Consider the following 13262-nt stretch of genomic DNA (forward strand, 5'->3'; position numbering starts at 1 on the left):
ATGTCCTTGATGACGTAGCCGCTGGCACCGGCGAGCACGGCGTCGAGCATCGCCTGTTCGTCGGTGTAGGACGTGAGCATCAGGCACTTGAGCTCCGGCAGCTTCGACAGCAGTTCGCGGGCGAGCTCGACACCGTTGCCGTCGGGCAGGCGGACGTCGAGGACCGCGACGTCCGGGCGCAGCGCGGGAATCCGGGCCAACGCCTGCGAAACGCTGCCGGCCTGCCCGACGACGGTCAGGTCTTCGTCCTCCAGCAGCTCGGCGACGCCGCGCCGCACCACTTCGTGGTCGTCCACCAGGAAAACCCGCAACATCGGTCCTCCTCGCACCTCGCGCACAGCGGTGCGCCGTGCGGCACCCCGAGCCTACGACGCGCAGTGGCCCGGCAGCGATGTCCGAAGTCCCCGCGGACGCCGCGGTTGGTCCCGGTTCAGCCCGGCACCGACCAGCTCAGGCGGGTCTGCTCGGCCACCCGCTCCACGGCCAGGGTGCCGCCGCGCCCGCGTGCCTGCTCGGCCAAGGCAGCCAGCTCGTTCGCGGACTCCCGCGTCAGCTCGGCCGGTCCGTCGCACCGCACGACCGCCACGAGCCGGGCCGGATCGGCGCGGATCTCCACCACCACCGCGGTGGCCGACGCGTGCCCGGCGATCACCCGCAGCGCTTCCTCGAGGAACGGGACCACGGCGTCGGCGGGGTACGCGTCGAGCTTCCCGGAGAAGCGGGTGGCCACGGCGAAGCCGAGCAGCGGCGTCGCGTCGGCCAGGACCCGCAGCACCTCGTCGCGCAGGGGTGTCTGCTCGGTCGAGGCCGGCTCGTCGAGCCGGAAGACCGTGTCCTGCACGTGGTGGATGATGTCGTCGAGGTCGGCGATCGAGCGGCGGAGCCGCGTCGCGACCGTGGGCGTCCGGGCCAGCCCGGCGGTCGTCTGCAGGGACAGCGCCGCGGCGTACAGGCGTTGCACGATCTCGCCGTGCAGCTCGGCGGCGATCCGGTCGCGCTCGTCGTGCAGGGCGTTGCGCTGCTGCTCGGCGCGGGCCTGCGCCAGCTCGATCGCCACGGCGGCCTGGTCCGCGAACGCCGCGGCCATCTCGAGGTCGTCCTCGGTGAACGCCGGGCGGCCGCTGCGCCGCGCTGCCGCCAGGACCCCCGACACGCGGCCCGCGCCCGTCAGCGGAACCGCGAGCACGGCGCCGAGATCCAGCTCGACGATGGGTTCGGTGGCCAGCCGCTGCCGTTCCTCCGGCCACGACCCCGCCATCGGTTTCCCGCTCGCGAACACCGCCCCGGCGATCGTGGTGTCGGCGGGGACGACCGCGCCGACCAGCACGTCCGCTTCGAGCCCGACCGCGCGATCGACCCGCAGGACGCCGTCCTCGCCGAACGGCCGGATGATCGTGACGAGATCCGCCGCGGCGAGTTCCCGGGTGTGGTTCGCGACGAGGTCGAGCGGGCTGTCCGAATCGGGCGCGAGGAGCTCGCGGGCGACCGCGGCCGACGCGCGCAGCCAGGCCTGCTGGCTGCGCGCCGTCTCGTACAGCCGGGCGTTGTCGATCGCGCTGCCGGCGGCGGCCGCCAGTGCCAGCGCGAGCTGCTCGTCCTCGGCGGTGAACCGGCCACGATCGCGATCGGTGAAGTAGAGGTTCCCGAACACGGCGCCGCGCACGCGGATCGGCACGCCGAGGAAGCTCTCCATCTGCGGGTGCCCGGCCGGGAAGCCGATCGAGCGGGGGTCGTCCTGGAGCCGGGTCAGCCGGATCGTCCGCGGGTCCTCGATGAGGGCGCCGAGCAGGCCTTTGCCCTCGGGCAGGTGCCCGACCCGCGCCACGACGTCCGGCGGCATGCCGTCGTGCACGAACTCCATGAGCCGCCCGTCGGAACCGATCACGCCCAGCGCCGCGTACCGCGCGCCGATCAGCTCGCGGGCGGCGTCGACGATCCGGCGCAGCAGTGCCGGAAGCGCGAGGTCGCTGGTGATGACCTGGGTGGCGCGCAGCAGGCCACGCAACCGGCCCTCCGTGCCGATCACTTCCTGGGCGCGTTCGACCAGCTGGGCCAGCAACTGGTCCAGCTCCAGCCGTGGCTGGTCGGGAAAGGTCAACCGGCCCGGCTCGGATTCGTCGTGCTCGCTCACCCCGGCTCCCGGTGGTCGGCAGCCCGCGTCGGACGAAAACCGCGCAGCGATCCAGTTTGGCCACGTCCGGCGAAAACCGTCAACCCCGGTCGTCGACGGTCCACAGGAGAATTCGCCTCAACCCTGGGAAAATTCGCGCTCCGGTACACCGTGGACGAGCGAGATCGTTTATCTCCCACCGGAAATCCCGGGTGTGAAAACCGCGTCCCGTGCGGTGTGGCGTCAGGACTCCGGCCGCACGCCGACCGGAACCGTGTCCGCACCGACGACCCCGGGCACGGCGAGCGCGAGCAGCGTGGCGACGTGGCGGTCGGACTCGTCGTCGTAGCGGTCGACGATCCGCACGAGCCCATCGTGGACCTCGACCTTCCAACGGCCCGTGCCACCGTAGATCTCGAGGCGGTGCCGCACATCCGCGGCGATCGCGGCGTCGGAACGGGCCAGCACGCGCACGACGTCGCCGCGGGTGACGATCCCGACCACGCGGCTGCCGTCGACGATCGGCATCGCCCGGATCTTCGCGTCGACCAGCGCCTGGCACAGGTCCGCGACGTCCGTCCCCGGCGCCATCGCGGTGACCGGCGCGGTCATCACCTGCTCGACCGAGGTGTCCACCGGCGGCCGCGGTCCGGGGCGCCCGGGCGCCGTGCGCGTGTCGGCGGCGAACCGCCCGCGGATCAGGTCGGCCTCGGTGACGATGCCGACGAGGCGTTCGTCGTCGTCGACCACCGGCAGAGCCGTGAAGCCGTGTTCGGCCAGCACTTCGGCCACCTCTTTCGCCGGTGCCCACGGGTGGACGGTGACCACGGGCGCCGACATCAGGTCGCGTGCGCGCATCGGGTTCTCCCTTTCCTCGTGCTGTAGTCGAAAATAGGCAACGCGAGGGGTCCGGCACCCCGGTCCGGAGTCACCGGCGCGAGGGACCAACGTCACCGGCGCAGACGGCTTTCAGCAGCCGACGTCCGTCAGCGGCCCAGCGCTTCGACGCCGTCGCGCACCGCAGCCCACGCCGCCGCGCGGCGCTCCCGCGCGGCCGGGTCGCTGTTCTCCCCCAGCAGGTCCTGCAGCTCCCGGCATTGCGCCAGAAGCCGGTCCGGGGTGAAGGGCAGCACCGCTTCCGCCGCTTCGAGCGCGTAGCGAAGGCGCCGGACGCTCTTGCGGACGGCGGCCACGGAACCGGGTTCGCCGGTCGCGGCGTCCCACCGCTTGCCGGTTTCCGCCACGACTGTCCACACCAGACCCGGCAGCACCGCGCCGGCCGGCCGGCGCGCCGCCTTGGGCAGTTCGGCGCGCGGCTGCTCGCGCAGGACGACGTCGAGCAGTTCCAGCGCGTTGAGCAGCTGGAGGTAGCGCAGCGAATCCAGGATTTCCGGGGTGGCCTCCGACCCGATCCCGGCCTCGAACCAGCGCACCGAGCCGCCCAGCCCGCGCACGAGCCGGCGCCCGCCCAGCACGGGCGCGAACGTCCGCAGCGTCGCCCGGATCCGCCGGGCCGCACCGCGCAGGTGCGGCACGCCGTCGGGCTCTTCGAGGCGCGTGGCGAGGTCGGCGCGGGCGAGGGCCTCGGCCTGGGCCGCGACGTAGCCGAGCACCACGTCGCGAGCCGTGTCGTGGGCGCGGAACTCCGCGTCCGGCCGGCGGGTGCCGGGTCCGGGCACCACGGCGAGCTCCAGGTCCCGGCTGTAGGCGCGCACGAGCCGGCGCAGTTCGACGGGCACGTGGTCCGTCGCCGACGCGGCCATCCGGCAGCCGTGGCCGTCGCCGCGGTCCAGCCGCCACTCGGCGCCGGTGCGGCTCAGCACCAGGCCGCGGTGGCGCAGGCGCAGGCCCGCGGTGTCGTAGTAGGTGACGTCGTAGCGCACGAGCGGACGCAGCGGCGTCACGGAACTCAAGGCGGTCATGGTCATCTTCCCCGCTCGCTCAGTGCACGACCGCGACCGGGCACGCCGACTCCGCGAGCAGCCGGTTCCCGGTCGAGCCGAACAGCGCACCCGTGACCGGTCCGCGTCCGTGGCTGCCGATCACGACGAGCTGCGCATCGTCGAACCCCAGCAGCGCCCGCGCGGGCGACCGGTCGCGAACCGCGCAGCTGCGCGCCGCGACTTCGGGGTACTTCCCGGACAAGGCTTCGACGCGCCGGTGCAGCTCTTCCTCTTCGCACTGCGCCTCGGCTTCGACGATCTCCGGCGCGTCCAGGAGTCCCTCGTGCCACGCGTGCACGGCGACCACGGACACGCCCCGGTCGAGAGCCGCTTCGAAGGCGAACTCCAGCGCGCTGTCGTCCCGGTCGACGCCGGTGAGCACCGGGCCGTCCGGTTTCGCGCGGCCCCGCACGACCACCACCGGGCAGTGCGCGCCCGCGGCGACGCGGAGCGCGACCGAACCGATCGCGGCGCCGTGCAGGCCGCCGAGCCCGTGCGAGCCCAGCACGATCAGGTCGGCGTCCGCCGACAGCTCCACGAGCAGGTCCGAGGCGAGTCCGAGCCGCACCAGGTACTCCGTGCGCACGCCCGGTGACGCTTCCTCGGCGACCTGCGCGGCCCGGCGGATCCAGCGGTGCGCACGCTCCAGCAGCCGGGGCGCTTCCCGCGATCGCTCCGGCCCGGTGAGACCGGCGGTGTCGAACAGCCCGGCGTGGAACAGCTGCAGCACGCACCCGCGGCGCGTGGCCTCCTCCGCCGCCCACCGGACGGCGACCAGCGCGGCTTCCGATTCGTCGACGCCCGCCACCACCCCGGCCCGGGCTGCGGTCCCTGTCACGAGCCGCCTCCTTCCCGCCGCCGGGCCCCGGCGGCACACCTCACGGTCACCCATCGGCCGCGTGTCCGGTCAGGGGCCGAAGTCCCTTCCCGGTGGGACGAAAGCGCGGACCCCCCGCGGAGTCCGCGGGCTGCCGACGACCAGCACCGGGCAGTCGGCGTGGTGCAGCAGCGCGTGTGTCGTCGAACCGAGGACCATGCCGGTGAACCCGCCGCGCCCCCGGCTGCCCATGACCACGACGGCCGCTTCGGCACTGCGGTCGATCAGCCGGTCGCGCGGCTGGTCGCGCTCCACGACCACCTCGGTTTCCACGTGCGGGAAGCGGTCGCGCCACGCGGCCAGCCGCTGGGCCAGCACGCGCTGTTCCGCCTCACCGACCTCGATCAGCGGCGTCGCCGGGTTCTCCCCGAACGGCCGGCCGCTGTAGCTGTCGTGCCACGCGTGCAGCGCGACCAGCCGCGCTTCCCGCCGCGAGGCCTCTTCGAACGCCCACGCGATCGCGGCGTCGCTCATCGGGCTGCCGTCCACGCCGACCACCACCGCGCCGTCCGTTCGCGTCGCGCCACTGCCGCGCACGATGACGACCGGGCAGTCGGCGCGGGCGATGAGGTCCGCGTCGGGCGAGCCCGCCAGCAGGCCCGACAGGGTGCCGGTCGGCGGGCCGACCACCAGCAGCAGCGCGTGGCGCGACGCCTGGCGCAGCGCGGTTTCGACGCCGGCCGGGCTCGTGTCGGTGGTGATCGGCACGCCGGGTTCGAGCGCCGTCAGCTCGTCGCGCGTCGTCCGCGCGACGTCCTGTGCGAGGGCTTCCTTGGCGGCCCGCCACTCCGTCCCGCCGCCGGCGGACGGGCCTTCGTCGACCGCGCTCACGGTGAGGACGGTCAGCGAAGTCCCCCACAGAGCCGCCTCCCGGGCGGCCCAGCGCGCGGCCACCGCCGCCGGCCTGCTGCCGTCGACCCCGACGACAACCGGGTCGAGGGCGGTGCTCACGTATGGCTCCGCCGCCCGACCAGCACCTCGCCCAGCCCGCGGCGCACGCTCGGCGGTGCGGTCCGCGAGGTGCGGCCCAGCCGCATCAGCGCCTGCGGGAACCCGGCGAGGCCGCGGTCCTCGATCAGCGCCGAACGCACCTCCGGCACGTGCAGCGGCTGCGTGAGCACGGCTGCGGACAGCTTCAGGGAGACCGCTTCGAGCCAGCACCGCTCCAGGGCGTGGCCCGCGTGGACGTGGTCGGCGCGGGCGTCGTCGGTGGTGAGGAACAGCAGGAACGTCTCGTGCTTGAGCCGCGACCGCAGCACCCGCGGCTCGGGCACTGCGGTGCCGCGGCGGACCAGGCCGGCCCACGGCAGTTCACCGTCGGGCACCACGGTGCGCCCGAGCCCGGAGCCGTGCCGGTGGCTCGGTTCGTCGCGGATCGTCCACAGGGCGAGTTCGCGCTGGTACGCGCCGTCGTCGCGGATCGCGCGGGCGGCGTGGTCGAACAGCCGGGCCAGCTCGCCGGCGTCGGGCAGCAGCACGGCCGCGGCGCCCGTCGCCACCGCGGCCCGCGCCACGCGAGCGACCTGCTGCCGCCCCGCCGGGAGCCCGGTGAACTGCATCCGGTGGCTGCGGCGGGCCGTGATCGCGGCGTACCTCCGGAGGTCTTCTTCCGACGGCGAGGCCGGGACCGTCGCGTCGATGCGCGCGACGACGTCCGGGCGGCCGGGATCGGGCAGGATCGTCGCGTCCGCGCGGCGGCCGAGGATCCGGACGGCCAGCTCGAGGTTCGCCAGGGCCGCGCCGCACGACATCGCGAGGTCGCGGCGGCGGGGGTCGTGGTGCGGCAACGCGACGTCCCTACGTTCCCGGAGCAGCACGGCGCCGTCGACCGGCTCCACGACCCAGGGCTGGGTGTTGTGCACCGACGGCGCCCGCTGCACCGCGCGGCCCAGCACCTCGGCTTCGGCACCGGTCCAGCTCCCGGGCCCGAGTTCCGCCTCGCTCGTCACTGTTGCTCCCCTCCGCCTCCTCCGACCGAACCCGTTCAGGGAACCGTCAGCGGGGGTGGTGGCGCGCCGGTCACAAGGCACCGCGCGCAGGGACCTACGTCCTCACCCGGCCTGCTGCGCGGGTTCGCGCGGGGCGAGGGCGGCCGCCAGCACGTGCGCCACGACGACCGCGACGATCACCAGCGGCATCACGGCGAGGCCGTCGGACGAGAGCAGCAGCGTGGCGAGCAGGACGGAGGTCAGCGGCAGCCGCAGCAGCACCACGCACATCGCGCCGATGCCCATCGCCACTCCGGCGACGAGCGGCAGTCCGGGCAGGTGTGACAGCGCGATGCCGCCGGCCGCGCCGAGGAACATCGACGGGAAGATCGGGCCACCGCGGAACGCGGACAGCGACACCCCGTACGCCAGCGCCTTGCACGCGACGAGCAGCACCAGCCCGGGCACGGTGTACTGCGCGCTGTTCGCCAGCAGCGCGGGCAGCGCGGCCTGACCGGAGAAGAGCACGTCGGACAGCTTGCCGCCGGTGGCGGTGTACGCGACCGCGAGCCCGGCGACGGCGAGCCCCGCGACCGGCGTCACCAGCATGATGCGCCGATCGACGTGCGGCTTCAGCAGCAGCGCGAGCCGCCGCACCCCCGTGCCCACCAGCGCCGCGGCCCCGCCGATGACCAGCGCCCATCCGAACTGCACGACGTCGGGGTGCGCGAACGGCGGCAGCTGCGGCAGCGCGAGCGACGCCGGCCCGAGCCCGGTCAGCGAGTCCAGTCCGATGAACAGCAACGTCCCGATCCCCGCGGCCAGCAGCCCCGGCAGCAGCACCAGGCCCATCGCGGCACCGCCGATCCCGGACGCCTCCATCAGCAGGAACGCCCCGAGGATCGGCGAGCCGAGCAGCGTGCTGATCGCCGCGAAACTCCCCGTCGCCGCCACCACGGCCAACGCCTGCTGCGGCGCGTCCGGCCGCGCGAGCCGCACCGCGCACACCCCCAGCCCGGCTCCCAATGCGATCAACGGCGCCTCGGGTCCGAGGACGGCGCCCAGCCCCAGGGTGGCCAGCGCCGCGAACAACACGCCGGGCAGCTCCGAGGGCATCGGCTGCTGTCCCGGCGTGAACCCCTTCGTCGGCGGGTGCCCGCCCCCGCCCGGCAAGTACCGCACAGCCGCCCCGACGAGCACCCCGCTGATCGCGAGCAACGGCACCGGCCACCACAACGGCGGCGCAGCGAACCCGAACGCGTGCGGCAAGTCCGTGTACACCCACCGCTGCACCGCGTCGATGAGCTGCAGGAAGAAGTACGCCGCCGCCGAAATCGGCACCCCGATCACCGCGGCGAGCACCAGCAGCCGCACGTAGGCCGGCGAGCGCAGCCTTGCCATGACATCGGTGGCGGCCGCACCCTTCGCGGCACCGCCGGCCGGTGCGGACGCCGTGGGCTCCGGCCCGTCCGAGCGGTTCCCGGCGCTGCCCCCGCCGGCGGACCCACCAGCATCCGGCCCCGCAGACTCCCCCTGAGCGGCACCACCGGCCGCAGCGGATCCAGTCCGCTCCTTCCCGCCCGAGCGGCTGCCGGTGCCGCCCGCGCCGGCGGACCCACCAGCATCCGACCCCGCAGACTCCCCCTGAGCGGCCCCGCCCGGCGGTTCAGACGCCGCGGGCTCCGGCCCACCCGAGCGCTTCCCGGCGCTGCCCACGCCGGCGGACCCACCAGCATCCGACCCCGCAGACTCCCCCTGAGCGGCACCACCGGCCGCAGCGGATGCAGTGGGCTCCGGCCCGCCCGAGCGGCTGCCGGTGCCGCCCGCGCCGGCGGACCCACGAGCATCCGGCCCCGCGGACTCAGCCTGAGCGGGACCACCGGCCGGCGCGGTCGGGCCCTGTCGGCGGCCGGGAGCGCCGCCCGGTGTGTGGGCAGCGGGATCCGGCACCGTCGGCTCGCCGCCAGGGCCCGAAGCGGCGCCGTGGGGCGCCGGCGCCCCAGAAGGCGGCCCGGCGTTTACGTTGGGCGCGGCGTAGTCCGGCGCGGCCGGGTCGCCGCGCCGGTCCGGGGTGCCGCCCGCCGGGGTGGGCGCGGCGGGGTCGTGCGAGGTGGGCGGGGGGCCGTCGGGTGCGGGCGTCGTGGGGTCCGTCATGGGGTCGGGCCTCCTCGCCGGGTGGGCGCCGTGCGGGCGTGCCGCCACGGTGCGCGCCGGCTCGGCGGCGGACATCGCCCGTCCGAGGTGAACCGGGTGGGGCGACTCCCCTGTGGACGGTCGTTACGCGTTGCCCGTGGTCGCGGGTGGCGTGGCCGCGGATTTGACCTGCTCGGCGCTGTCGCCGTCGACCTTCTCCTTGGTGACGGTCTCGGCGTGGGGCAGGGCGTTGTCGACGTCGGTGGCCCAGCGTTCCTCGAACAGCGCGACGATGCCCGAGCTGTCCGGCGGCAACGTGTCCTCGACCTCGGCCTTGATCGCCTTCTTGTCCGAATGCGCCTTGAGGCCGCCGATCCCGCCGCCGACGCCGGCCCCGACCAGTGCGCCGGCCAGCAGTGAAGGCGGGAAGATCAGGCCGACGACCGCGCCGCCGACGGCACCCCACTTGGCGCCCTTGCGCGCGGTGTGGAAGTCGTCGTCGACGTGGATCTTGCCGTCGCCGCGGCGGCTGACGAGGATCAGGCCGTCGACCTTGATCACGTCTTCGTGGGCGAGCTGCTTCAGCGCGCCCCAGTCACCACGGGCCGCGTCGGGGTCCGAGTAGGCGGCGATGTACAGGTCGACGGGCGCGTCCTTGTGCGATGCCATGGCCGTTCTCCTCCCGAGGGTCTCGGCCGCGAGCATGCGGTGGCCCGGTGGCCCGGCGCCTCACCCGCGTCGGGTGGAGTCACGAAGGCGACGGCGCCACCGGTTTCGCCTCACGTTCTTCGGCGGCGTACGCCTCGGCTTCCGCGTTCGCGGTGTAGTCGGCGGTCTCCCGCTGCAGCCGCCGCCGCACGGACGGCTGCTGCGCGAGCGCGATCGCGAACACCGTCAGCAGCACCCACATCGCCACGCAGCTCAGCACGATCGCGATCCCCGGCAACCAGACTTCGCCCAACCGCTGCGTCAGCGTGCGCGCGGCGATCACCCGCCACACCAACATGAAGTTGACGAGGTACCCGACCACCGTCGCCACGGCCAGCGCGATCAGGAACTGCTTGAGCGTGCCCGTCTTCCGCCGTTTCAACAGGGGTTCGTCGCGGTTCGGCAGCGCGATCGACAGCACGTTGCCCACCCCGAGCCACAGCAGGATGAAGCACACCACCAGCGTGCACGCCCGCACGAACGCACCGAACTCCCCGGCGCGCCACGCCAGCAGAGCGGACAGCGCGAACCCGATCGGCGCGACGATGCACAGCAGCGCCAGGTTCTTGATCACCAGCACGTGCCACAAGCGCGACCCGGTGTCCAGCGCCGCCCGCACGCGCATGGCGTCGAAGCTCATCGCGTTGACGCAGACGGCGCCGCCCATCACGTACGAGATCGTCCACAACCCCAGGTACGGCAGCCACTTCTGGTCCTGGTCCCACCGGAACAACCGCAGGTACCCGAGGTAGAGCAGGCCCAGGCCGAACGCGACCCCCAGCGCCTTGACCGACTTGCGCGGCTTGCGGGTCAGCACGTACCGGATCTCGCCGGCCAGCCCGTGCGCCAGCGCCGGGCCGTGCCGGCTGACGGCGTTGGTGCCGTGCAGCGGCACGTGCCCGTCGGCGGCCGACGCGCCCGGCTCGTCTTCGCCGGCCCGGATCCGCGCGAGCCGCCCCTGCAGCACGGCCTGCGCCGCGTCGGTCAGCGCCAGCTTCGCGATCGCGACGGCCGCCACCGCGTCGCGCTCCGCTTGCGCCGCGTCGTGGTGCGTCACGGCGTCAGCGCTGTCGCCGCCGGGTCCGGCGTCGAGGTGGTCTTGCCGCAGCCGCACCCATTCCGGCGAAAGCCGCGCCGGATCGACGTCCTGGCTCATCTCCCGCCGCTGCTCCTCGGCGGCCGTGCGCGCCTTGCCGATCAGGCGCCGCACGTCGTCCTCGTCCTTCCACTTCGCGGCCATGGCGTTCTTCTCGGCCGCCGCCGCGCGCTGGACCAGCTCCACGAGATCGTCGACCGCTGCCATGGGCTCCTCCTCGGCTGCCAGGACCCCGGCATCCATCCTAGAAGCGGCGACGCGGGCGGTACAGAGTTGTTTGCCCGCAACGGGAATACCGTGAATCACCACCAGGGCGCCGGCTGCGGGCACCGCCTCACGCGGCCCGCCCCGGCTCGAAGAACCACGCGGCCAGCGCGACCTCGAGGGCCGCCTCGTCGCCGTCGGCCCAGGCGACGACTCCGTCGGGCCGCAGCAATAGCGGAGCGGTGTTCGTCACGCACCGGACCTCGACTCGTCCCCGCGCTCGCGCCGCGAACCGCAGGGTCGACGGGGTGAGCACGAGGAGACCGCGTCCCGCGTGCAGGTGCTCGTGCAGCCGCGACCGCGCGCCGTCGTCGCCGACGAGTGCGAAGTCGGGGCAGTGCTGCCCCACCGGACCCGCGGCGGGGTAGGGAAACTCGTACCGCAGGTCCACACCGGACAGCAGGGTCGTGAAGTAGCGGTTCACCTCCGGCAGGTCCATCAGCTCGCCGACGACCTCGCGCAGCGCGTCGACGTGCGGCCCCGGCGCCAGCAACGCGGATTGGGCGCGGGTGTTGCGCAGCACCGCTTCGCCGGCCGGGTGGCGTTCGCGGGTGAACGTGTCGAGCAACGCCTCGGGCGCGGCACGGAGGACGACGGCGGCGAGCTTCCAGCCGAGGTTCACCGCGTCCAGCAGCCCCAGGTTCAGTCCTTGCCCGCCGCTGGGCGAATGCACGTGGGCCGCGTCCCCCGCCAGCAGCACCCGGCCGAGGCGGTAGGTGCTCACCTGCCGGGCCTGATCGGTGAAGCGCCGGGTGTCCCGGAGGTCCTCGACGACCACACCGGCGCCGGTGACCCGGCGGATCGCCTCGGCGAGTTCCGCGGAGGAAACGGTCCCGTCCGTTCCCCGGGCCCCGGCCGGCTCGGTGACCCCGGCGAGGCTGCCACCACGCAGGAACGTACCCGTCTCGTACCGCCCCGCCTCCGGCACGTCACCGGCGAACCGCGCCCGGCCGGCGATCGTGCGCAGCACGGGCGGAGTTCCCGGGAAGTCGAACCCCGCGAGCGTGCGGACGGTGCTGCGGCCGCCGTCGCAGCCCACCACGTACGACGCGGTCAGCCGCCGCTCACCTCGCGGCGTCTTCGCGACGACCGCCGCTCCGTCCTCATCGGACTCCAGCGCGACGATCTCGTGCTCCCGCAGGATCTCGACACCCAGCTTCCCGGCGTGCTCGGCGAGTACGCGCTCCAGATCCGGCTGCCAGATCTGCGTGCCGGGCCGCCGCGCGTCCGGCCGGAGCTTGTGGATGTCCGCGAAGTGGCCGAGCGTGGTGCCGTGGTCGCGAGCCAGATCCCGCGCGCCCTCCGGATGCACCTCCTCGAGGCGCGGACCGAGCCCGCGCCGCCACAACGCCTCGGTGGCCAGCGCACCGATCCCCCGCGCCTTCGGGTCACTCGCGGGTTCGGCCAGCCGCTCCAGCACGAGCGGCCGCACGCCCCCGAGCCGGAGTTCAGCGGCCAGCAGCAGCCCCACCGGTCCCGCTCCGACGACGATCACTTCGGCATCCATAGCTCCTCCTTAACTTGTTAAGTGCTAGGCTGCCCTTAACAAGTTAAATCGTCAAGGAGCCGCCGATGCCGATCGACGTGCGCGACGCGGTCCGCACCGCGCTGGCCCTGGTCGAGGCCGATGGTCTCGACAAGCTCACCCTCCGGCGCCTCGCCACCGAACTCGGGGTCAAGGCACCGGCGCTGTACTGGCACTTCAGCAGCAAGCGCACACTGCTCGACCACTTGGCCGACGCCGTGGTCGCGCCGGTCGTCACCGGCCTCCCGCCCGAGGGCACGCCGTGGCTGAAGTGGCTGGAGGCCGCCGGGCTCGCGTTGCACTCCGCGCTGCTCGGCCACCGCGACGGGCCGCGGATCGCGCTCGGCGCGGACCTGCGGGTGGCGCGCGCACTCGGCGAGTTCGCCGAGCGGACCGTCGGTGTTCTGCACCACGCCGGGTTCCCGCTCGCCGACGCCACCCGGGCCGCGGGGGTCTTCGTCCACTTCGTCCTCGGCCGGGCGGTCGAAGACCAGGCGTGGCCCGACCGCGCCGAAGCCCCGGACCCGGCGATCCCGTTCCCGTTGCTGGCGCGCGGTCTCGCGGAACGCCACGCCGCCGGCGCCACGGTGACCGACGACTTCCGCTACGCGCTCGGCATCATGCTCGCAGGTCTGGACGCGACCCGCCCGGCCTGACGACACCACCTCACCGGGCCAC

The 13262-nt window shown here is 74.2% G+C and carries 12 protein-coding genes; 1 reads left to right on the forward strand and 11 read right to left on the reverse strand.

The window, feature by feature from the left end; all coding sequences use genetic code 11:
- The 11 genes from ACIA77_RS48785 to ACIA77_RS48835 all read right to left on the reverse strand — a co-directional run.
- Nucleotides 1–314 (reverse strand): response regulator transcription factor (locus tag ACIA77_RS48785; protein WP_395893051.1); only part of this gene is annotated, 314 nt, incomplete at its 3' end.
- A gap of 116 nt (nt 315–430) precedes the next feature.
- The gene (locus ACIA77_RS48790; protein ID WP_395893052.1) at nt 431–2131 is read right to left on the reverse strand and encodes a GAF domain-containing protein; all 1701 of its coding nucleotides are present in this window, start codon (nt 2129–2131) and stop codon (nt 431–433) included.
- A 222-nt stretch (nt 2132–2353) separates the two neighbouring features.
- On the reverse strand, nt 2354–2968 hold the full coding sequence (locus ACIA77_RS48795; RefSeq protein WP_395893053.1) for an HPP family protein: 615 nt from the start codon (nt 2966–2968) through the stop codon (nt 2354–2356).
- A gap of 128 nt (nt 2969–3096) precedes the next feature.
- Nucleotides 3097–4032, reverse strand: a complete 936-nt coding sequence (locus tag ACIA77_RS48800) for a CHAD domain-containing protein (protein WP_395893054.1) — start codon at nt 4030–4032, stop codon at nt 3097–3099.
- A gap of 19 nt (nt 4033–4051) precedes the next feature.
- Nucleotides 4052–4891, reverse strand: coding sequence for a universal stress protein (locus ACIA77_RS48805; RefSeq protein WP_395893055.1), 840 nt, complete (start codon nt 4889–4891; stop codon nt 4052–4054).
- Nucleotides 4892–4960: 69 nt separating this feature from the next.
- Nucleotides 4961–5881, reverse strand: coding sequence for a universal stress protein (locus tag ACIA77_RS48810; RefSeq protein ID WP_395893056.1), 921 nt, complete (start codon nt 5879–5881; stop codon nt 4961–4963).
- Complete coding sequence (locus ACIA77_RS48815; RefSeq protein ID WP_395893057.1) at nt 5878–6879, reverse strand: Acg family FMN-binding oxidoreductase; 1002 nt, start codon at nt 6877–6879, stop codon at nt 5878–5880. Before ACIA77_RS48815 ends, ACIA77_RS48810 begins: the two co-directional genes overlap by 4 nt.
- Nucleotides 6880–6981: 102 nt before the next feature.
- Entirely contained in the window at nt 6982–8259 is a 1278-nt protein-coding gene (locus ACIA77_RS48820; RefSeq protein WP_395893058.1) for a chloride channel protein, read from the reverse strand.
- Between the two features lie 876 nt (nt 8260–9135).
- The gene (locus tag ACIA77_RS48825) at nt 9136–9660 is read right to left on the reverse strand and encodes a DUF1269 domain-containing protein (protein ID WP_395893059.1); all 525 of its coding nucleotides are present in this window, start codon (nt 9658–9660) and stop codon (nt 9136–9138) included.
- Between the two features lie 79 nt (nt 9661–9739).
- Complete coding sequence (locus ACIA77_RS48830; protein WP_395893060.1) at nt 9740–11002, reverse strand: hypothetical protein; 1263 nt, start codon at nt 11000–11002, stop codon at nt 9740–9742.
- Nucleotides 11003–11129: 127 nt separating this feature from the next.
- Complete coding sequence (locus ACIA77_RS48835; protein ID WP_395893061.1) at nt 11130–12566, reverse strand: FAD-dependent monooxygenase; 1437 nt, start codon at nt 12564–12566, stop codon at nt 11130–11132.
- 65 nt (nt 12567–12631) lie between these two features.
- On the opposite strand from ACIA77_RS48835, the gene ACIA77_RS48840 reads away from it, so the two are divergent.
- Nucleotides 12632–13240, forward strand: coding sequence for a TetR/AcrR family transcriptional regulator C-terminal domain-containing protein (locus ACIA77_RS48840; protein WP_395893062.1), 609 nt, complete (start codon nt 12632–12634; stop codon nt 13238–13240).
- Nucleotides 13241–13262: the final 22 nt, after the last annotated feature.

Origin of the sequence: Amycolatopsis sp. NPDC051903, assembly GCF_044452505.1 — a bacterium.
Taxonomy (GTDB): domain Bacteria; phylum Actinomycetota; class Actinomycetes; order Mycobacteriales; family Pseudonocardiaceae; genus Amycolatopsis.